This is a genomic window from Pedobacter sp. WC2501, from assembly GCF_052682415.1.
This window is the reverse complement of the sequence record NZ_JBQZFI010000001.1, coordinates 5,167,713-5,189,065: the sequence shown is the minus strand read 5'-3', so window position 1 is coordinate 5,189,065 and position 21,353 is coordinate 5,167,713. Positions and strand designations below refer to the sequence as shown.

General features: G+C 38.7%; 13 protein-coding genes. 9 read left to right on the top strand and 4 right to left on the bottom strand.

All coding sequences use genetic code 11. From position 1 onward, the window contains the following. Positions 1-308: 308 nt before the first annotated feature. Genes fdhD through ACUN24_RS21810 form a run of 3 tightly spaced genes read left to right on the top strand, consistent with a single transcriptional unit; the run spans position 309 to position 3,900 of the window. Complete coding sequence (gene fdhD, locus ACUN24_RS21820; RefSeq protein WP_445564435.1) at positions 309-1,187, top strand: formate dehydrogenase accessory sulfurtransferase FdhD; 879 nt, start codon at positions 309-311, stop codon at positions 1,185-1,187. Beyond that, positions 1,177-1,527 (top strand): DUF7009 family protein, encoded by a 351-nt coding sequence (locus ACUN24_RS21815; RefSeq protein WP_445564434.1) that lies wholly within the window; start codon positions 1,177-1,179, stop codon positions 1,525-1,527. Before fdhD ends, ACUN24_RS21815 begins: the two co-directional genes overlap by 11 nt. A 3-nt stretch (positions 1,528-1,530) precedes the next feature. Beyond that, the gene (locus tag ACUN24_RS21810; RefSeq protein ID WP_445564433.1) at positions 1,531-3,900 is read left to right on the top strand and encodes an FdhF/YdeP family oxidoreductase; all 2,370 of its coding nucleotides are present in this window, start codon (positions 1,531-1,533) and stop codon (positions 3,898-3,900) included. 100 nt (positions 3,901-4,000) lie between these two features. On the opposite strand, the gene ACUN24_RS21805 is transcribed toward ACUN24_RS21810, so the two are convergent. Both ACUN24_RS21805 and ACUN24_RS21800 read right to left on the bottom strand, forming a co-directional pair. Beyond that, entirely contained in the window at positions 4,001-4,225 is a 225-nt protein-coding gene (locus tag ACUN24_RS21805) for a hypothetical protein (protein ID WP_445564432.1), read from the bottom strand. A 640-nt stretch (positions 4,226-4,865) separates the two neighbouring features. Further along, on the bottom strand, positions 4,866-7,052 hold the full coding sequence (locus tag ACUN24_RS21800; protein ID WP_445564431.1) for an alpha-galactosidase: 2,187 nt from the start codon (positions 7,050-7,052) through the stop codon (positions 4,866-4,868). A gap of 499 nt (positions 7,053-7,551) precedes the next feature. On the opposite strand from ACUN24_RS21800, the gene ACUN24_RS21795 reads away from it, so the two are divergent. The 5 genes from ACUN24_RS21795 (at position 7,552) to ACUN24_RS21775 (ending at position 18,412) form a co-directional block, all read left to right on the top strand. Then, positions 7,552-8,763 (top strand): Pycsar system effector family protein, encoded by a 1,212-nt coding sequence (locus ACUN24_RS21795; protein ID WP_445564430.1) that lies wholly within the window; start codon positions 7,552-7,554, stop codon positions 8,761-8,763. Next, a complete protein-coding gene (ppk1, locus tag ACUN24_RS21790) occupies positions 8,763-10,802 on the top strand; it encodes a polyphosphate kinase 1 (RefSeq protein ID WP_445564429.1) in 2,040 nt (679 codons plus the stop codon). The genes ACUN24_RS21795 and ppk1 overlap by 1 nt, the downstream gene beginning before the upstream one ends. A gap of 247 nt (positions 10,803-11,049) precedes the next feature. Then, positions 11,050-11,964, top strand: a complete 915-nt coding sequence (locus ACUN24_RS21785; protein ID WP_445564428.1) for an SdiA-regulated domain-containing protein — start codon at positions 11,050-11,052, stop codon at positions 11,962-11,964. A gap of 274 nt (positions 11,965-12,238) precedes the next feature. Further along, the gene (locus tag ACUN24_RS21780) at positions 12,239-15,844 is read left to right on the top strand and encodes a BamA/TamA family outer membrane protein (RefSeq protein ID WP_445564427.1); all 3,606 of its coding nucleotides are present in this window, start codon (positions 12,239-12,241) and stop codon (positions 15,842-15,844) included. A 141-nt stretch (positions 15,845-15,985) separates the two neighbouring features. After that, on the top strand, positions 15,986-18,412 hold the full coding sequence (locus ACUN24_RS21775) for a GAF domain-containing protein (protein WP_445564426.1): 2,427 nt from the start codon (positions 15,986-15,988) through the stop codon (positions 18,410-18,412). 222 nt (positions 18,413-18,634) lie between these two features. On the opposite strand, the gene ACUN24_RS21770 is transcribed toward ACUN24_RS21775, so the two are convergent. Further along, complete coding sequence (locus tag ACUN24_RS21770; protein WP_445564425.1) at positions 18,635-19,237, bottom strand: GIN domain-containing protein; 603 nt, start codon at positions 19,235-19,237, stop codon at positions 18,635-18,637. A 268-nt stretch (positions 19,238-19,505) separates the two neighbouring features. On the opposite strand from ACUN24_RS21770, the gene ACUN24_RS21765 reads away from it, so the two are divergent. Next, on the top strand, positions 19,506-19,862 hold the full coding sequence (locus ACUN24_RS21765; protein WP_445564424.1) for a response regulator: 357 nt from the start codon (positions 19,506-19,508) through the stop codon (positions 19,860-19,862). A gap of 185 nt (positions 19,863-20,047) precedes the next feature. Here ACUN24_RS21765 and ACUN24_RS21760 read toward each other — a convergent pair whose 3' ends face one another. After that, positions 20,048-21,352, bottom strand: coding sequence for an ABC1 kinase family protein (locus ACUN24_RS21760; RefSeq protein ID WP_445564423.1), 1,305 nt, complete (start codon positions 21,350-21,352; stop codon positions 20,048-20,050). Position 21,353: the final 1 nt, after the last annotated feature.

The following is a 21,353-nucleotide window of genomic DNA, read 5'->3' as shown; positions in this document are numbered from 1 at the left end:
CCGGCGAGGAATCGTCATTGCGAGAAGGCTTTTTCAGCCGACGAAGCAATCTTACAACGATCGCTACCGGCGTGTGCTTTAAGATTATTCATTTTTGCAGTTGTTTTTAAAGGTATTCATGAGCTCAATCGTTCGGTTATCTTCGTGCCTCGCAATAACGACCTTTCTTATAAGATCTGTCATTGCTAGCGTAGTCGATTGTTTTATTAATGCGTTGAAATGGTATTCGACTACGCTCAAACTGACATATGAAATAAATTTTATTTAATTTTAGACAGTCTCTTAATTTATTCTGATTTACTAACATTATGATAGATGTCCCATCGTTATCGATCAGGCAAATACCTGTGAGAAAAGTTTCAGGTGTTATTGCCGCGCCGGCACTTGATACGCTTTCGGTTGAAGAACCATTGGAAATCAGGATCATATATGGTGCGGAAAATGACAGGGTGCAAAAGAATATTTCTGTAACGATGCGTACCCCTGGTCAGGATTTAGAACTCGCACTTGGTTTTTTATTTACTGAAGGCATTATCCCCGGTAAGGATCAGGTGAAAAATATAAGCCATTTGACCATGCCATGCGAACTTAATAAAGAAAATATCGTTGGCGTGGAATTAAGCGAAGGTTTTATTCCTGATCTTTTACAATCTGACCGTAACTTTTACACCACCTCGAGCTGCGGGGTTTGTGGCAAAGGATCTATAGCAGCTATCAGAACAGTAAGCCCTTATTCTAAGTGTGCTGATGAGCAGGAAATGACTTTGCTGCCGGAGGTATTGTATACACTGCCCGACCAACTCAGGGCTGCACAACAGAATTTTGCAGCAACAGGGGGCATTCATGCGTCAGGCCTTTTTACGATGGAAGGCGAGCTGTTATTGCTCCGTGAGGATGTTGGTCGGCATAATGCTTTAGATAAATTGATCGGTGCAGCACTGGCTGTTGATCTGCTCCCTTTAAACCAACGTATATTACTTTTAAGCGGCAGGGCTAGTTTTGAACTGATTCAAAAAGCAGCAATGGCAGGTATTTCCATAGTGGCCGCCATTGGTGCACCCTCCAGCCTCGCTGTAGAGCTGGCTTCGGAATTTGGAATAACCCTTCTGGGCTTTCTTCGGGAAGACAGGTTCAATATTTATACTACAAATGAGTGCATATTAATCCCTATATCACATGAAAATTAGAATCAAAGGCAATTCAATCAGATACCGTTTAACCAAATCAGACGTTAGCACATTGGGTACGGTGGGTTTTCTTTCTGAGTTTACCCAATTTGCAAGCCATTCTCTGGAATACGCCATCAGAAGAACAAACGAGGAGAAACTCACCGCTGATTTTGCTAATCATAAAATTGTGCTGAATATGCCTTTGGAAATGATAAATGAACTGGTAAATACCGAAAAAGTTGGGTTTAGTGATGCCTCTGGTACCGTTAGCATACTCATAGAAAAAGACTTTGCCTGCCTGGACAACGTGGAAGAAGACCAGAGCGACAATTTTCCGAACCCCAACCTCAATTGCTAAGCCATGGAAAATAGTGAAAAAAAACCTTCAGCAGAAAACCCTTACCAACTCCTAAATCTTAAACTTAGCACGGTAGCACAATCGGCAGCAGGTATGCATGCGGTAATGGCTGCGATGGGAAATCTGGTTGAAGAAAAAACATTTTTTAGGGGAAATTTAGCCCTGCTGAGTATGAACCAGTTTAAAGGTTTCGATTGTCCGAGTTGCGCCTGGCCAGATCCTGATGATGAACGGTCGCCGGTTGGCGAATATTGTGAAAATGGCGCCAAGGCCCTGGCAGAAGAAGCGACGACAAAAAGGGTAACAGCAGATTTTTTTAAACAACATTCCGTATATGAGCTGGCTAAACTGGATGATTACCAGATTGGGAAATTTGGCAGGCTTACCGAACCCATGTACATGCCAAAGGGCGGAACCCATTACGAACCGATTAGCTGGGATCATGCTTTTAATAAAATTGCCGAGCACCTCAATGCGCTTCAATCTCCGCATCAGGCTGCCTTTTATACTTCAGGTAGAACAAGCAATGAAGCTTCTTTTGTATACCAGCTTTTTGCCAAAGAATTTGGAACGAACAATATGCCTGATTGCTCCAATATGTGCCATGAAACTTCAGGTTCGGCACTTCGGCCTACTATTGGTATAGGTAAAGGAACGGTAACCCTTGAGGATTTTTATGAAACGGATCTGATTATTGAAATTGGCCACAATCCCGGAACAAACGCCCCGAGGATGATGAGCGCCCTGGCTAAGGCGAAGAAAAACGGTGCAAAAATTATTGCCATTAATCCGCTGCCCGAAGCTGGCCTGATGGGCTTTGAGGATCCTCAATCTATTAAGGGAATGATAGGCGGAGGTGTTAAGCTGGCTGATTTGTATCTTCCGGTAAAGATTAACGGCGATATGGCTCTGTTAAAGGCTCTCGAAATTCTTTTAATGGAGTTTGAAAAACAACACCCGGGAAAAGTTTTTGATCAGGCGTTTATAAAGGATAAGACTACCGGTTATGAAGCTTTTTTGGAACAATTTAAACAGGAAGATTACAACCTGGATCATTTAGCCCATTTATCAGGCGTATCTACGGAGGACTTGCATAAAGCCGCCGAAATGATTGCATTTAAAAACAGAATTATTTTCTGTTGGGGAATGGGCTTAACACAACAACCCAACGGCGTGGCCATGATTAGGGAAATTGTGAATATCCTGCTGCTTAAAGGTAGTATTGGGAAACCTGGTGCAGGTGTTTGCCCGGTGCGGGGGCACAGTAATGTACAGGGAAACAGGACCATGCTGATTGATGAGAAACCTACTGATGAGCAATTAGACCGTTTGGAGGATCTCTATGGATTTAAAATGCCGCGAGCGCATGGTTATGATGTGGTAGGTACAATAAAAGCAATGCAAGAGGGCAAGGTGAAATTTTTGTTCTGCATGGGAGGTAATTTTTTATCTGCAACCCCTGATACCACTTATACCGCCAATGCCGTAAGAAAACTTGACCTGCTGGTATGTGTATCTACCAAGCTCAACCGTAGCCATTTAATTCATGGAAATGAAGCATTGATTTTACCTACATACGGCCGTAGTGATAAGGATATCGTGAATGATGAAGTACAGATGATATCCACTGAAAATTCGATGGGTGTGGTACAGGCTTCTAAGGGAATGCTGGATGCCGTATCTAAAAACCTGATAAATGAAACCCAGATTGTATGCAAGATGGCGATGGCAACACTAGGCGAAAAATCTGTTGTGAACTGGCCCCTTTACCATGATAGTTACGATGCGGTTCGTGACGCGATAGCACAATGCATTCCCGGCTTTGAAAACTATAATATTAAAGTAAGGCAAAAAGGCGGCTTTTATTTGCCAAACGCTGCCAGGGAAGGGAAATTCATAACCAAAAAATTTGGTGACAGAGCTCCCTTTACACTAACCGAAATTCCAACAAATCGGCTTGAGGAAGACGAGTATATGATGGCCACCACCAGGACGCATGATCAGTTCAACACGACTATTTATGGGTTGGATGACCGCTACAGGGGAATCAAAAATGAGCGGCGGGTAATTTTTATGAATCAAAAGGATATTGAAAAACTCGGACTGAAAGCAGGGGATAAGGTTGATCTGTTTAATTATGATGATGGAATAACACGAATTGCACCATTGTTTGTAATTGTTGCTTACGAAATTCCGGAGAAGAATACCGTTACCTATTTCCCCGAAACCAATGTGTTGGTTTCAGTAAATAATGTGGTAGCGGAAAGTAATATGCCCGCATCCAAATATGTGAAAATTAAAATTAAAAAACACGAACCCACAATTTATGACCAGGTAAAAAAGGCTGAAGAAGATTACAGGCTAATGCAATAATTGCGCTCTGCTTTTTAGTATGGAATATTACCTGATTCAAAGTTTGCCTGGCATTACCTCAATGTCTTGAATTTAAGCGCCGCGGTTGTCAGTCTGAGGGTTAATTTATTGTATAAAAATCAATATGAATGACGTATACATTTTTTTGTCCCAGGACAAAGCCTTGCCTCGGCTCGCCGCCGCCGAAGGGCTCTTTCTTTTTGGCATCAAAAAGACCAGCGAAGCTAGCTTGAATGCCATTAAAAATATAAACACACATGAAAAAACAAAAAATGCCGGCTGAAAATTTATTCATTTGTTGGTTATAACTTTCAGCTGCATTCATGAGGGCTTCGCCGTTTTCTTTTGAAGGCAGTAGGGTGGCTTTGTCAATGGAGCCCGAAAAATTTGTTAGGCCGGATTTAAGCAGAACGGGGATATAGTGCTATGGCCTAGCTGGGCGGAAATACTAAAGTAATTAAAGTCCTGATTAATAATAATTTGTAAAACAACGTGAATGGTAGCGTAGTCGAAGACTTCTTGAGATTGATAAATCGAAATAAATACCCTTCAATTACGCTGCTATTAACAGATTTAAAAATCGCCGTCATTTCGACTGAAGCGCAGCGAAATGGAGAAATCTTTGAACTATGTTAAAAGATTTTGCTTCACAGAGCCTTCGGGTTCTTCACTGCGGTCGAAATGACGCCCTTTGTATCTGTCATCAACCTTCTGATGTATTTGAAAAATTCTAAATCTACCATTGACAGGATTTCAAAAGAAAGGTCGTCATTGCGAGGAGGAACGACGAAGCAATCTATCATACTAGTGAGCCTTGCTATAAAGATTGCTTCGTTGGCTGAAAAAGCCTTCTCACAATGACGATTCCACACGATCTCAAATGCACTAAATCCTCATGTCACTTATATTGATTTATACAATAAATTACCCCTCCAGGGTGACATCTTTTGCGATTTATCTCTAATTTATATAGCCTGGATCTTTAAAACCACGCTGGTTCTGTTAGCATTTGCTTCCGGATTAAAACCTACTTTCATTAAAAAGTCGCCAGAGTAAACTTTGGTGCTGTCAATCGGCGATTTAACGCCAGGGTATAGATTAATTTCTTCTATTTTATACCTTTTAACTGAGTCTAATCCTTTTAGTTTAATCGGCAATATCACACCGTTTGTAAAAAGGGTGGCCACATAATAATTAAAAACAATGGCCTGATCTTTTGACTCATTAACATAAGCAATTGAAGCTATTTTATTTTCGTATGGATCCTGCAGACGGTATTGCTGGCCATGCCAGATAATATCTTTAAAGCTATTATAGGTTTTAACGGCATTCTGGCTAAAAAGCAAATCATCTTTACTTAACTCATTTACACGTACATCATAACCGAGTTTTCCCATCATGGCCACATCAGTTTTAAATTTAATAGGCTGTTTACCCATATCTGTGATGTGGTTATCTATTGCAATAGCAGGGAAATAATACGAATATTCCCACTGAATAAAAATCCGGTCGTATGGGTTGGTATTGTCGCTGGGCCAAAATTCGGTGAAATATTGTAGTGCAGCATAATCAACTCTCGAACCACCTCCGGCACAAAGCATCATCGGTGTTTTAGGGTATTTTTTTCTAATCCTATCCAGTACGCTGTTTAATCCCCTGATATATTCAAGATAAAAATGATCCTGGTTTTTTAACGTAGGGGAGTTGGCGTTGTATATCAGGGAATTACAATCCCATTTAATGAAGGCAACTTCCGGTACTTCCTTAAAAATATCATCAACTGTTTTGTAAATAAAATCCTGAACCCTGGGGTTGGTTAAATCCAGCACCAACTGGTTGCGCATGTAATATTCTTTTCTTTCAGGCTGTCTGATCATCCAATCGGGATGGTTTTCATACAGCTCACTTTTAGGGTTTACCATTTCAGGTTCTATCCAGATGCCAAATTTTACACCGCTAGCGGTGGCCTCTTTACCTAAAGCACTAATGCCATTCTTCAATTTTTGTCTGTTATATTGCCAATCGCCCAAACCAGCAGTAGAGCCATTACGTGGATATTTATTGCCAAACCAGCCATCATCCAATAAAAAAACATCAACACCTAATTTTTTGGTATCCTTTGTCAATTCATTTAGTTTTTCATCATTAAAATCGAAATAAGTGGTTTCCCAGTTGTTTAGAATGGTAGACCTTTCGCCTTTGCCATCTAATAGCTGATAATTTCTGGCCCAATTATGCAAATTCCTGCTGGCTAAACCCTTTCCTGCCGACGAGTAAGTATAAATAAAGCGGGGAGTTACGAAATTTTCGCCAGCCTTTAAAGTATAATTCGACGAAAAATTATTGATCCCGGCAGTTACCCGGAGGTAATACTCGTCAAAAGTTTCAAAATTCAGCTTAAAGTTTCCGGTCCATGCCAGCGATCCGGCAATTACTTCACCCATGTCTTCGGTTGCAGGCTGATCTATCGAAACCATAAAAGAAGAAGAATGAAGCAGGTTTGTCCTGGTTCCCAATTTCGAATCGATGGTTTTTATGCCATGCAGTAATTGCTGCTCTTCCGATCGCATTTCGCGTGTAGCACCGCTATATTGGTTTTTAAGGAAGAATTTTTTTCCGCTCAGGGTAAGATTTGCTGAAGCATATTTGTTGAGCACTACTGAGCCTTTCTCCTGATGCCTGATTTCAGTCCACTGCTCAATTACGTTTTCATTAAAATAAGCCAGGTATTTTAAGGTTACCTGAAAATTGTATTTTAGATCTTTAAGGATAATGCTGGTCAATTTTCTGTTCTGATCCAGCTGTTCGGTTTTTACATCAAAAAATGTTAATACCGTCGATTTGTTTCCATCGTTATGGGTTACGGTTAATGCCGGTTCTAATAAATTAAGCGAGCCGGAGGCAATGTAAGCTTCACGTTTGTTTAAAAGATCATCAGAGCCGGGCTTATATTTATCTAATGCCTGTATGTTTGGGTATTCGCCCGCGTTGTCTAGTTTTTTGCCAAGGTAGGTTGATAATAAAGTGTTGTCACGATCTGTTTCTAAAATTAATACATTGTTTTTTGTTGCAATTTCTATCGTTTTTTGCGCAAAGCCATTCAGCGCTATTGCCATTGACAGTAAAAAAAAGTAGGTGTTTTTTCTTTTCATTATTTATTCTGGGAAAAAGTTCAGGTCATATTTGCTGCACCATAAATTTATTTCAGGGTCTATTTAGCAGGAAAGATGCTGAAATAAATTCAGCATGACGATCGCGCTAACTTAACGGCCTAAAATTAGTCAGTGTGAATAAATATTAATCAAACTGATGTTATTGGCATCAAACTGAAATTCTACTGATATCCGACCATAAAGTAAATTGAAAGTAGTGCTTTCCAGTGCCAATGAATTCGCTATTTATATCAAATTGTAATCTTTTTTTAACAAGAATAAACCTGATTTCATGAGGTTATAGTGCTAAACCCTCACATTTTTAAATCTAATTGTAAAATAAACGGGGCATTATTATTGTTGAGCGGAGATCAGTGTTGTTTTTAAAAAAATAGCGTAATTTTATCACTATAAAAATAAACCGATTTTTCAGCTTTAAAGATTTTTAAGAAAATGCATTTCCTTCATCATATCAAATTATCGCAACATCAATAAGCTCATGAACTATAAACAATTGCAGGAAGATGTAGAAAAGCATGTTGGCGATTACTTCCATACCCATAGCGATCCACGCCTGGTTTATCATAACCTCGAACACACGGAAAAAGTAGTAAATGCTGCGCAGCAAATTGCCAATCATTACCAGTTAAACGAACAGGATTTTTTTACGGTAACCGTTGCAGCCTGGTTTCACGATACAGGATATTTTGAAGATGCATTAAACCACGAAGCAAAAGGAGCAGTGCTGGCTGATGACTTTTTAGCAAAACACAAAGTAAACCAGGAAATCCGTGATCAGGTGAAAAGTGCAATATTGGCCACTAAAATTCCTCAGAAACCTAAAAGTGAAATTGATAAAATCCTTTGCGACGCAGATTTGTTCCATTTAGGACTGGCCGATTTCCGTGCAAAAGGGAAATTAATGCACAAAGAAAATGAACTGATTTATAAAAAAGAGATCAGTAAATCTGATTGGCGCAAAAAGGATATCCAGTTTATGGAATCGCACCATTACCATACCGATTATGCCAATCTGCTGTTAAGCGACCAGAAACAGAAAAATATCGAAAAACTGAAAAGTAAACTCACTGCACAGGAAGTAATCAGTACCGAACTCGAAGAACCTAAAAGCTTTGCACCGGTTATTGTTAAAGATAAAAAGAAGGATAAAGACAGCAGGCCAGATAAAGGGATCGAAACCATGTTCAGGATTACTTCGGCCAATAACCAGCGACTGAGTGATATGGCCGACAATAAGGCGCACATCCTCATCACCGTAAATTCGATTATGCTTTCCCTGATCGTGAGTTTATTGTTAAGGCGGTTGGAAGATCATGGCAACCTGATCATCCCCACATTTATTTTACTACTGGTAAGTTTAACCTGCGTAGTTGTTTCTATTTTATCAACCCGTCCATCTATTCCAAAAGGAGAGTTTACCCAGGAAGATATGGATAAGAAAAAGGTAAACCTGTTGTTTTTCGGTAACTTTTATAAAATGAGTTTGCCCAGTTATACCGACGGGATGATTAAGGTGATGAACGATAAGGACTTTTTATATGGTACGTTAATTACCGATGTATACTCGCAGGGCGTAGTTTTGGGCAGAAAGTATAAACTGATCCGCCTGGCCTATAATATTTTTATGTTCGGTTTAATTGCAGCAGTATTGGCATTTGTAATTGCTTACGCAGCTTACGGTAAACTTTAATGGAACAGATTTTAGAAAGCTCTTTTTTTAACAGGGATTTAAGTTGGTTAAAGTTTAACGAACGTATTTTAATGGAAGCAGAGCGAAGTACCGTTCCGCTTTTAGAACGCATTAAATTTCTGTCGATATTTTCCTCTAACCTTGATGAGTTTTATCGTGTAAGGATGCCTGTGTTGCTCGCGTTAGAGAAACTGAGTAGTAAGGAAGATAATGATATCAGGATCGATGATAATTTATTGGATACTGCCAATCAGCTCATTTCCGGTCAGCAGCAGCGTTACGGTAAGGTACTTAAATCACAACTTATCCCCTTGCTCAAAGAAAATAAGATCAACTTAATTTACGGAGAGCCATTCCCTGCAGAGATTCAGAAAAGCACAACCCGGTATTTTTTAAGCCAGGTAATGGCCTTTTTGCAGCCTGTTTACCTTAATGCAGATGCTGATTTTTTTCCTTCCAATAATGAACTGTATTTTCTGATTACACTAAAAAATAAAGAAGATGCAGAAGTAATTATTTTAAATATCCCTTCCAACCAGTTACCGCGCTTTTATAAGGTCGAATCAGGTGACGAAACTTTTGTGGTGTTTCTGGATGATATTGTGCGTTTTCATTTAGACCGTATTTTTCCGCAAGGTGAAGTGACGGGATGTTATAGTTTCAAAATCACCAGAGATGCTGAAATAGACCTGAAAGATGAATATTCCGGCAGTTTATCAGAACAGCTGGAAAAACAATTGCTAAAACGCGATTCGGGTTTGGCTACCCGTTTTCTCCACCAGCCCGGCATACCAGCCAATGTATTTGAACTGCTTAAAAAACTTTTCAATTTAAAAAATGCCAATAGGATGGAAGGCGGGCAGTACCATAACCTGAAAGATTTTATGGGTTTTCCGGTAAATTCGCCAAAGTTATCCAACCAAAACTGGCCAAAAATCTGCAATACCGATTTGATAGATGGATCGTTAACCGAGGCCATTTACAAAAACGATATTATTGTACATACGCCTTACCAGAGTTACGATAGTGTGTTGCGCTTTTTTAACGAAGCCGCTATTGATGCGGAAGTTAGGGAAATCTACGTTACGTTATATCGCGTAGCCAGCGATTCGAAGATTGTAAATGCTTTAATCAGCGCGGCAAAAAACGGCAAAAAAGTTACCGTTTTGGTTGAACTTAAAGCCCGTTTTGATGAGGCCAATAACATTAAGTGGGCAAAAAAAATGAAAGAAGTTGGCGTTGATATTATTTACAGTGTTACCGCTTTAAAAGTTCATGCCAAGGTAGCTTTAGTGAAACGCCAGGTGGGTAACAGAATGCGTTATTCTGGTTTGTTTGCTACCGGAAACTTTAATGAAAGCACAGCTGCTTTTTATACCGATCATATTTTAATGACGGCCAATAAAGAAATGCTGCGTGAGGTAGAGCTACTGTTTATTTTTCTGGCCAAAAGGGTTAAACCTACTTCCTCAGACCAAGTTAAATTTGATCACTTATTGGTGGCTCAGTTTAATTTACAGCAGGTTTTTCTCAACCTGATCGACAGGGAAATTGAACACGCCAAACAAGGTAAACCAGCAGGTATTACCATTAAAATGAACAACCTGGAAGAGAAGGTTTTAATCAATAAACTGTACGAGGCATCATCAGCAGGGGTAAAGATCGAAATGATTGTGCGGAGCATTTGCCGCCTGATTCCAGGTGTAGCGGGGATGAGCGAAAACATTAAAGTTACCCGTATTGTAGATCGTTATTTAGAGCACGGACGTGTTTTTATTTTTAACAACTTAGGTAAATATGACGTTTATTTGGGTTCTGCCGATTGGATGAACCGGAATATTTATCGAAGAATTGAAGTTTGCTTTCCAATTTATAACGAGCAGATTAAGCAGGAAATAAGAGCGATTATCGAAATCCAAAAACAAGATAACGTGCAGGCGGTTTGTATAGATGAAAACATGAATAATATTCCTGTTAAAACTGGCGGGGTTCTTGTTTCCTCGCAACATGATATTTACGAATTATTGAAAAATAAATAAGGCCGTGGTCTGTGTCCTCACCATAGGTCGTCATTTCGACTGAAGCACAGCGGAATGGAGAAATCTATAGAAGTAGTGTTCAATAGATCTCTCCGCTACGGTCGAGATGACGATTAAACGGTAGGGAATAAAACGCGCCGTGGTCTGTGTCCTCACAGACCACATGGCTTTAGTTAAACATGATTTTATTTACTAGTGGTCTGTGAGGACACAGACCATGGCACATAAACATTAAATTTTTACCCTTATGAAATACAATAAAACTTTTTTGGCTTCAGGTCTTTTAGTCGTTTCAGCTTTTTTTAGCGTATCGTGTGTAAACGGTAACCGCGATGATAAACAAAACGATTCAACCAGTACAACAGCTTCAACCAGCGGGGCAGCAAAATCAGATTTTCCTTATGATCTGGCCAATCCGGTAAAATACAACATGCCACATAATCTTTTCGAAATTTCAGGCATTGTATTTCATAATGGCGATCCAAAAGAAGTATTTGCCATTCAGGATGAAGATGGCGACCTCTTTCATTTAGGTTTGGGCGATAAAGAGTCAAAATTTACGAAATTTGGCGGCAAAGGCGATTATGAAGATGTAACCATCATCAAAAATTATTTCGTTGTGTTAAAAAGCAATGGCGAACTGCATACTTTTCCAATTGCTGAATTAGGCAAGCCAGAAGCCGCTAATGTAACCAAAACCAAAGATCTTGTACCCAAAGCAGAGTACGAAGGATTGGCGGCAGATGAAAAAAACAACATGATTTATGTGCTGACTAAAGATAGCAAACCCGATTCTAAAGCAAAAGCTTCCAGTATTTATGGTTTTAAAGTTGCTGATGATGCTTCGCTAACAGCAGCAGGAGAATTTAGCCTCTCGCATAAAGCGATTGAAAAAGCATCCGGAAGCTCAAAATCAAAGTTCCGACCATCTGCACTGGCAAAAAATCCAAAAACCAACGAGTGGTATATACTTTCTTCAGTAAACAAGGTACTTGTTATTACCGATGCTGATTTCAAGGTTAAAACAACATATCCCTTAGATCCGAAGTTATTTAACCAACCAGAAGGTATCGCCTTCGACCGCGACAATAACCTGTACATTTCTAACGAAGGCGGAACGCTGGCCGCTGGTAATATTTTACTGTTTAAATTGAAGAAGTAAATTCTGGTATCATTAGGCCGTCGTCATCCTGGGGGATAATTTATTTATAAAAAATCAATATAAACGGCAGTAGAATTTAATGGAAATAATTTCCCCGAGGGATCGTCATTGCGAGAAGGCTTTTTCAGCCGACGAAGCAATCTTTATAGCAAGGATCACTAGCATGATAGATTGCTTCGTCGTTCCTCCTCGCAATGACGATCTTTTTTGGAACGATGCTAATGAGAAATAAAATAAATTTTAAAATAACTACCTTTATACAAACGCTTAGTCTATGATTAAAAGATTTACCCTTTTTAACATCTTATTTTTAATCAACTTCATTGCCTTTGCGCAGGATGATGTAAAATACCGTGTAATTCTTTTTGGCGACGCAGGCGAAATGAACCCTGCCCAAATGCAGGATTTAAAAAACGCTGCAAAGCAGATCCTTCCAAAAAAAACAACCGTTGTATATCTGGGCGATAATATTTACCCAACCGGAATGGGCTTGCCGGGAAGTATAGACGAAGAGGAAACCAAAAAGATTCTGCGTTCGCAGTTCGAACCGATGCGTAATATGGGCGCTGCGGTTTATTTTATTCCCGGCAACCACGATTGGGATAAATCCGGTCCTAAAGGACTTGCCAAAATAAAAGCCCAGGGCGATTACCTTAGGGAACAGAACGATCCTTTACTGAAACTGATTCCCGATAACGGTTGTCCCGATCCCGTAGCCATTAAATTAACCGATAAACTTACCATCATTGCTTACGATAGTGAATGGTGGCTGTTCCCCTACAATAAAGCTAATCCTGATGGCGATTGCGACTGCCGTACCAAAGATGAGGTGCTGGTAAAAATGGAACAGTTATTAGAAGAAAATAAGGATAAAGTAATTCTTCTGGCATCGCACCATCCCTTTCAAAGTTACGGGCCACATGGTGGTTATTTTAACTTACGGAACCATCTGTTTCCGTTAACATCTTTAAACAAAAATCTATATATCCCTTTGCCTGGTTTAGGTTCTGTTTATCCGTTATTACGTTCTACCTTGTTGAGTCCTGAAGATTTAAACCATCCGGCTTATAAGGATATGATTAAGTCGGTTACAGGTGTATTTGGCGATTATCCGAATGTAACCTATGTGGCCGGGCATGAACATGGTTTACAGTTAATTAAAGGAAAACAATTGCAGATTATCAGTGGTTCGGGATCAAAAGTATCGCCCAATAAGGAAGGTAAAACTTCTTTGTTCCATGAAATGCAACAGGGATATGTAGTAGCCGATCAGTTAAAAAACAATGATATGCGCTACGAATATTATATTTATTCGGATACGAGCGTTAAAAAAGTTTATAGTTACGTTAAAAAGTTCGAAACCATTCCTCAAAAAACAAGAAATAGAGACAAACCAATTACTGCCGACAGTATTTTTGTACGCATTAAGCCTGAGTATGATAGCGTTGGTCGTTTTCATCGTTTTATTTTTGGCGAAAACTACCGTAAAGAATATGCTGCAAAAACCAAAGTACCTGTGCTTCGGGTTTCGCAAATGATGGGTGGCTTAAAAGCAACACAACGTGGTGGAGGTAACCAATCGAGGTCTTTGCGCTTAGAAGATAAAAATGGTAAAGAATATGTGCTGCGGAGTGTAGAGAAATACCCCGAAGTGCTGTTGCCTGCAGCATTGCGTGAAACTTTTGCTAAAGATATTATAAAGGATAATATGTCTGCACAGCATCCGTTTTCTGCACTGGTAGTTCCTGAACTTGCTAAAGCTGGTGGCATTGCACATAGCAACCCGATTATTGGCTGGGTTTCTCCTGATGATAATTTGGGCGAATTTGAATCGGCATTTGCCAATACTTTGTGTTTGTTCGAAGAAAGAGAACCAACCGGAGAATCAGACAGTTCGCCGAAAATGGATAAAAAACTAACCGAAGATAACGACAATAAATTAGATGGACCTGCCTGGGTTAAAGCAAGGGCATTTGATGTATTGTTGGGCGATTGGGACAGACATGAAGACCAGTGGCGCTGGAAAGAAACGAAGACTAAAGATGGTTCGCTTTATTCGCCGGTGCCAAGAGATCGCGATCAGGTATTTTTCAGATCTGATGGCCTGTTGCAACGTTATACCCAATCTTCGTCATTATTACCGATGATGCAGGGCTATGAGCGTGGTATAAAAGATATCAATTGGTTTTTATGGGAAGGAAGGGAAATCAGCAGCCGCTGGACAGCCAATATCGACGAGGAGGAATTTGATAAAATTGTAAAAGATTTCTGCGCAAATTATAACGATGCGGTTTTTGAAAAAGCATTGAAAAAACTTCCTGAACCTAGTTATTCATTACATCACGATGCCTTTTTGGCACAGATGCGTAACCGCATAGCAACGTTGCCAAAATTAATGAACCAGTATTATCATTTCTTTAACCGCATTGTAGATATTGAAGTGACCAATAAGAATGAACTGATTCAGATTACCGATGCTGAAAAAGATGGGCTACGTGTAAAAATCAATAAAATTTCTAAAGAAGGTAATATTAAAGATGAGCTTTTCGACCGGAAATTTGATCCTAAAGTAACCAAAGAGATCAGGGTGTACATGCACAACGGTAACGATAGCCTGATCCTAAACAACAAAAATTCGAATATTAAGCTGCGGATTATTGGTGGAAAGGGCACTAAAGTTTATGATTTTGCAAACAGTAACGGATCTGTTAAATTATACGGCAGAACTGATAAGGCAACTTATAATGGGGAGGATGCCAATAAGATCAGGAAAATTATCTCAAACGATACTGCCAACTTTAGCTATATCCCAAAAGATATGTACCGCCGGAATTCATGGTTATTAAATGCTGGTTATAATCAGGATGATGGGATTTTATTGGGTTTAATCTATAAACAAACCAATCCTGGTTTTAGAAAGCAACCTTATGGCAATTCGCAGACTATTTCCTTTTTGCATTCATTTTCGACTAAAGCTTTCAGGTTTAATTATAAAGGTGAGTGGTTAAAAGCTTTAGGTAAAGGCGATTTTGTTTTGAAAGCCGATGCCTTCGCACCAAATAACACACAGAATTTCTTTGGTTTTGGTAACGAAACCCATTTCGATGAACATGGCGATGATATCAGGTATTACCGCGCACGTTTTAACCTGTACCAGGTAGATGCTGCCATTCGCTGGCGCCGTCCTAAATCTACTTTTAGCGTTGGCCCGGCATTTCAGTATTATAAATATAATCAGGAAGATAACGATGGCCGCTTTATCGAAAATGCTTCCCAGCTCCACTCATCAGATAGTTTAACCGTACGCAACGAAAAGATGTTTGCCGGTGCATTCGTAAATTTTACCAACAATACCCGCGATAATGATTTATTGCCGACTTTAGGTAGTTACGTAGATTTTAAACTATTGGGCTACAAAGGCGTTAACAAATATTCTAACTCTTATGGGCAGTTTACAGCGAGTATAGCATTATATAAAAACCTGGATGGCAGAAAAAACTTCATTTTGGCCGATCGATTCGGCGGAGGAGTAACCATTGGTAAACCTGCATTTTACCAGGCTTTATTTTTAGGTGGACAAGGGAATCTGTTAGGCTACCGTCAATTCAGGTTTGCCGGCGAGCATATGTTTTACAATAACCTGGAGCTCAGGGCAAAGCTTGGCGATCTGGTAAGTTACGTTTTACCCGGACAAGTTGGCTTGCTTGGTTTTTATGATGTTGGCAGGGTTTGGAAACGTGACGAAACCTCAACAATATGGCATCATGGCGTTGGTGGAGGGGTTTATTTCGCTCCGGCATCACTCACAGTTGTGCGATTTGTGATGGGACACTCCAGCGATGGCTGGTATCCGTACGTGTCACTGAATTTTAGGTACTAAATTTGTGTAACATCACTATGGATGTTTTATCTAAGTATTACGTTCAGCAGACTAACATTGTATAGGGTAGTAGCTATCTTTGCAATTGATTAGTAACACATTAGATAACTATAATTTTTACCATATAGCAGAACTTATACAATGAATACCAATGTAATACAGATACATAAAAACGAATGTATACATTGCCAGGTAGAATCATCTCTGTCTTTCCGCCCCCTTGTGGAATACCTAAAGGGCAGGTTGAAAACAGAAAAATCGGTAAAATCTGAATTTTACAGGTTTTTACTTCAAAAAATTGAAAAAGACGATGTGCTTCTTGGCAACATCAGTGCAGAAGAATTATCCAAATATAAAGATACTTTAGAATTAATTTTTACCATTCTAACGCCTTTAATGGATAACGAAGACGATTTGTTTTGGGCTTTAAGTACCCCGATTCCGGATCAGATTTTTTTTAGCACCAATGCATTTTATAAATTTTTTAAGGATCACGATCCTAAAAATAAAGTAACGAAAGATAACGAGCCGGTTGAGAAAAAACAGCTTAAGTTTATCTACAACGTAATTTTAGGCCGTTTTTATAATTTTACCCCGGTACTGAAAAACGAGATCATTTATGCCCATATCAATCCCGAAACCAAGCTTACGCAATACTACAATATCCAAACAGATACCAAATTTGTAGAAATTATGCATAAGGGTGATTTGCCTGAGCTGAATTTTGAGGCGCTGGGTAAACATTTTCAGGAAGAAACAGAATTAGAATTCCTGGTCGAAAATCTGCCTTTGAAAAATTTCCATTTTGAAGGCTTTAGCATCATTTCCATTACCGATGTTACTTTACAACACTCCATAGAAGGTATTCGTAGTGCATTGGCTGATCATAACTATCAAACTGAAGCTTATAGTCACGTAATACATGCGCTAAAAACACTTAGTGGTAACAGTAAGCTTGAATTTGGCTTAATGCCTTTTTTAACGGTTAACAATAAGCTGGTATTCGATAACCAAGAGTTTTCGCAAAGTAAACTCATCAATTCGGCAAAAGCTTCCAATTTAGAAGAAGAAGTTTTTTATTCGCTGGTTGATAAATACAAGGAAAACCCAAGGGCTATTTTCGTGAGCGCCATTAATGATGATCAGATAGATAAAGATCCCTTTTTAAAGGTCTTAAAAGCTGCTGGCGTTAGTTCTTATTCTGTGCTGCCTATTTACTATAATAAAGAGTTAGCAGGCGTACTGGAAGTATATTCTAACGATAAAGTAGCAGTTGATGACAAATTATTATCCAGGTTACGTCCGGCCATGCCTTTAATCGGTCAGCTTTTCCAATACAGCATTGAAGAGTTTAATGCCAAAATGGACGAAATTTTAATGGATAAATTTACGGCCTTGCAACCTTCCGTTCAGTGGAAATTTAACGAGGCCGTTTGGCATTTCCTTCAGCAGAATAATGGTTATCACAAGTTAAAAGAAATTGAGACCGTTACCTTTAAGCATTTATATCCGCTGTTTGGTGCTATTGATATCCGTAACTCCACCATCGAGCGCAACAGAGCGCTGAAAGATGATATGGGAGTACAGTTAAATACTTTAATTGATACTTTAAAACTGATCTGCAAACATGTTTCTTTAGCGCTGATTGATAAGCTGATTTTTAATTGTAAAGACTGGATTAAACGAATTGGCGATTTTGCTTCATCAAACGAAGAAAGCCAGCTGAACGAATTTTTGGAAGTTGAAGTTTATCCTTTTTTGTCTATCATTAAAGGAAATCATCCTAAAACAGCCGAGGTAATTGATAAATATTTCGAAGTGGTGGTGCCCGAAACCGGAGCTGCATTCGAAAACCGCAGGCAGCTGGAAGTTTCTATGCAGCTGATCAATACCGAAGTAAGCCAATACCTGGAAAAATCGCAATCAAAGCTGCAGGCTTCTTATCCTTGCTATTTTGCCAAATTTAGAACAGATGGCGTAGAGTACGATATTTACATTGGTCAGGACATTGCACCCGAAAAGCCGTTTGATTTACTTTACCTGAAAAATATCCGCTTGTGGCAGCTTACTTCTATGGTTGATATTGCCCGTTTATCAAATAGTTTAATTGCCGAAATGCCACGTGCATTAGAAACAACGCAATTAATTTTTATCCACTCAAATGCTATTGATATTAGTTTCAGGAACGATGAACGCCGTTTCGATGTAGAGGGAGCTTACAATATCCGTTACGAGGTAGTTAAAAAACGGATTGATAAAGTGCTGATAAAAGGAACTACTGAACGTTTAACACAACCGCATAAAATTTCTATGGTTTACTTTAATCCTGAAGAGGCCAAAGAGTATGTAGAATATATCAAATACATGCAGGTTCAAGGTTATTTAAACGACGATTTAGAGCAATTGGAATTGGATGAACTTCAGGGGGTATCAGGCTTAAAAGCTCTAAGGGTAGGTATAAAGTATCCAGAAAATAAAGTAACAACCAGAACAGATACTGCTAAAAAACTTAAAGCTAAAGAGATTAAATCTATTGAGGAGGAAATTGAAAAGGTATTGCAACACTAATTGAAATGTAGTCGAGAACCACGATTGCTAAGCGAAGCTAAATTTATTTAGATAGATCTCTCCATTCCACTGCGTTCCATCTGATAGCTATCGGATCGAAGGACGGATTTGCTGCTTAAGGTTTAGCTATCACTAATTTTGTGCATTCCATCGTCCATTTCCATACAAAAAAGGCTTTCCGATTCCAATCAGAAAGCCTTTTTTCATTTGTGTCTTTTATAATTAGTTGATGGCAGCAATTTCTCTTTCAACAGCATCAGTTTCTATCGAACTGATGTTGGTTTTTAAAGCAGCAAATCTATCGATGGTTAACTTTTGTGATTTACCCATAACCAATGTATGGATATCGGTAGAGCCACTTAATTTTAAATCTGCATGATCTGAAATTACAGTATATAAACCTTCTGAGCTAGTATTGATATCTGCATGAGCATTTCCTTTTAAAAAGATTTGAAGATATTTGGTGGTTAGTTTTCCTTCGGTTTTAACAATGGCGTTTCCAGATGCTTCGATCCTGTAAAAATCATTTACATAAACGATTAATTTTGTTTTTTCGGCACTGGTTGAAGTAATTGTTAAATTATACCCATTTTGCATCACTTTTGCTGTGCCTGTGTTATCTTCGCTATAAGAAATACCAGCATTACCTCGCTGGATAATGGTTACTTCTACATTCCCTGCCACGGAAATTCTTTTAAAGGCTGATATTTTTATAATGGCATCTGGTTCTTTTTCTATAGCATAAACACTTGTAGTAAATACAGCAGATGATAAAACAATTGCGGTTAATGAAGTTGCGATGAGGGTTTTGATAGCCGTTTTCATAATATTTTTATTTAATAATTAAATGTTAATTAATTGTTATTTAACTGTTTAAGTCTTTTTTGTTTTTGTTTGATGATAAGACGCCGTGAAATGAAAAACGTTGCAGGCCATGTTGCATTTTTATACAATCGATGGTTAATACTCGACGAACAGACATTAATTCAAGACGAAAGCCTGAAACTTTACCAAGCATTTGTAAAATCTTTTAAGATCCATTTTTGGATTGCTCTTTTTTTTTATCTTTAGTGAGAATTTAGTCTGTTTATTTATGAAGAAAAAGGTTGTACTTGTTCAGGATAATAAAGATATCCTTGATATAATGGACCAGGTATTAGAAGAAGAGGGATTTGATGTTACCGCATCTTTAACAACCGATCCTATAGATAAAATAGATGAAATTGAGCCAGATGTAGTGATTGTTGATGATCACATCAAAGGTAAAAAGAAGGGTTCGCAGGTAATTAAAGAACTTAAATCTGACCCTGAAACGCAAGATGTACCTGCGGTACTCACCTCAACATCCAATAACTTACCACAGCAGGCAGAAGATTGCAAAGCCGACGATTATATCGAAAAACCATTTGATATCGATCACATGGTTAATGTGGTAAAGAAAAATAGTTAGCCTGCGCCTGTTAAAAATTAAATAAAAATCATTTACTATGTCAGTCTGAGCGTAGTCGAAGACCATTTCAACGCATTAATAAAAGCAAACCATTACGCTAATAGCGATCGTTTTAAGATTGCTTCGTCGGCTGAAAAAGCCTTCTCGCAATGACGATGCCTCTCAGCCTATAACCACTAATATTTTTACCTTTCCAGAGTGGGTTTATAGGTATCCGTATGTACAGTGGCATTTAATTCGTGCAAAATCTGGTACAATCCAAAGTTAGTCCGGTTAATATAAATAAAATGTTTTACGCCACGGGCCTGTTTAAATTCTGGCATTTTAGAAATCTTTTCACCGTAAGCATACAGCTGCTCAAAAAAATCAGGTTTACTAAAATCAAAAGATTTACTGGTATAAGGTTTGGCAAACAGACTGATCATTTCCCTATATGATTTATAATAAAACTCAACCTGTTCAGCAGAATCGTCTGCATGGATCATATCCAGTTTTCTAAAAGCATCTATGGTTTTATTTTTATCATTGATGACATCAGTAGAAATTAAGGAGAAAAACGGGTAATAAAAGTCATCTGGCATTTCTTTAATACAGCCAAAATCAATTACCCCTAAATTTTCATCAGGAGTGATCATAAAATTTCCCGGATGTGGATCTGCATGCACAGCCCTCAGTTCGTGTTGCTGAAAGTTATAGAAATCCCACAAGGCCTGGCCGATTTTGTTCCGAAGTTGCTGAGAAGGATTGGTCTGCAAAAATTCCTTTAGGTGCTGGCCATCAATCCAATCCATGGTAATAACACGCTTGCCAGATAATTCAGGATAATATGTCGGAAAAACCACATGATCAAGGTTTTTACAGGCTTCAGAAAATTCTATAGAACGTTTAACTTCCAGTTCATAATCCGTTTCTTCAAGCAAACGTTCCTCAACTTCTTTTATGTAGATATTTAATTCTCTTTCAGACATGCCCAATAAACGGAATGCGAAAGGTTTTACCAGTTTTAAATCAGACGAAATACTATCGCCCACACCTGGATATTGAATTTTGATGGCTAATTTTTTGCCATTGAGCATGGCCTGGTGTACCTGCCCGATAGAAGCTGCATTGCTTGAATTTAAGTTAAAACTATCGAAAATGTTTTCAGGTGTTTTACCGAAATTTTTAGTGAAAGTCCGCACAATTAATGGGCCTGAAAGCGGGGGAGCATTGTATTGCGACTGGCTAAACTTATCGACATACGATTTTGGCAGGATATTTTTATCCATGCTCAGCATTTGTGCAATTTTTAAGGCGCTTCCCTTAAGTTCGCTCAGTGATTTATAAATGTCAGTAGCATTATCCTCGTTAAGCTGTTCCCGGTCCATTTCAGGGTTAAACAGTTTTTTGGAATAATGTTTAATGTAATTACCGCCGATCTGAATGCCTGTTTTAACAAATTTTGCCGAACGCTCTACCTTTGTAGTTGGAATACTTTTTTGTGTCTTCATT

Excerpts from the sequence above, each read along its gene's own strand:
- ppk1 (WP_445564429.1), top strand. The coding sequence starts at position 8,763 with ATGGAACAGATTTTAGAAAGCTCTTTTTTTAACAGGGATTTAAGTTGG.
- ACUN24_RS21805 (WP_445564432.1), bottom strand. The coding sequence starts at position 4,225 with ATGAATGCAGCTGAAAGTTATAACCAACAAATGAATAAATTTTCAGCC.
- ACUN24_RS21810 (WP_445564433.1), top strand. The coding sequence starts at position 1,531 with ATGGAAAATAGTGAAAAAAAACCTTCAGCAGAAAACCCTTACCAACTC.
- ACUN24_RS21785 (WP_445564428.1), top strand. The coding sequence starts at position 11,050 with ATGAAATACAATAAAACTTTTTTGGCTTCAGGTCTTTTAGTCGTTTCA.
- ACUN24_RS21760 (WP_445564423.1), bottom strand. The coding sequence starts at position 21,352 with ATGAAGACACAAAAAAGTATTCCAACTACAAAGGTAGAGCGTTCGGCA.
- ACUN24_RS21780 (WP_445564427.1), top strand. The coding sequence starts at position 12,239 with ATGATTAAAAGATTTACCCTTTTTAACATCTTATTTTTAATCAACTTC.
- ACUN24_RS21775 (WP_445564426.1), top strand. The coding sequence starts at position 15,986 with ATGAATACCAATGTAATACAGATACATAAAAACGAATGTATACATTGC.
- ACUN24_RS21770 (WP_445564425.1), bottom strand. The coding sequence starts at position 19,237 with ATGAAAACGGCTATCAAAACCCTCATCGCAACTTCATTAACCGCAATT.
- ACUN24_RS21815 (WP_445564434.1), top strand. The coding sequence starts at position 1,177 with ATGAAAATTAGAATCAAAGGCAATTCAATCAGATACCGTTTAACCAAA.
- ACUN24_RS21795 (WP_445564430.1), top strand. The coding sequence starts at position 7,552 with ATGAACTATAAACAATTGCAGGAAGATGTAGAAAAGCATGTTGGCGAT.
- ACUN24_RS21800 (WP_445564431.1), bottom strand. The coding sequence starts at position 7,052 with ATGAAAAGAAAAAACACCTACTTTTTTTTACTGTCAATGGCAATAGCG.
- ACUN24_RS21765 (WP_445564424.1), top strand. The coding sequence starts at position 19,506 with ATGAAGAAAAAGGTTGTACTTGTTCAGGATAATAAAGATATCCTTGAT.
- fdhD (WP_445564435.1), top strand. The coding sequence starts at position 309 with ATGATAGATGTCCCATCGTTATCGATCAGGCAAATACCTGTGAGAAAA.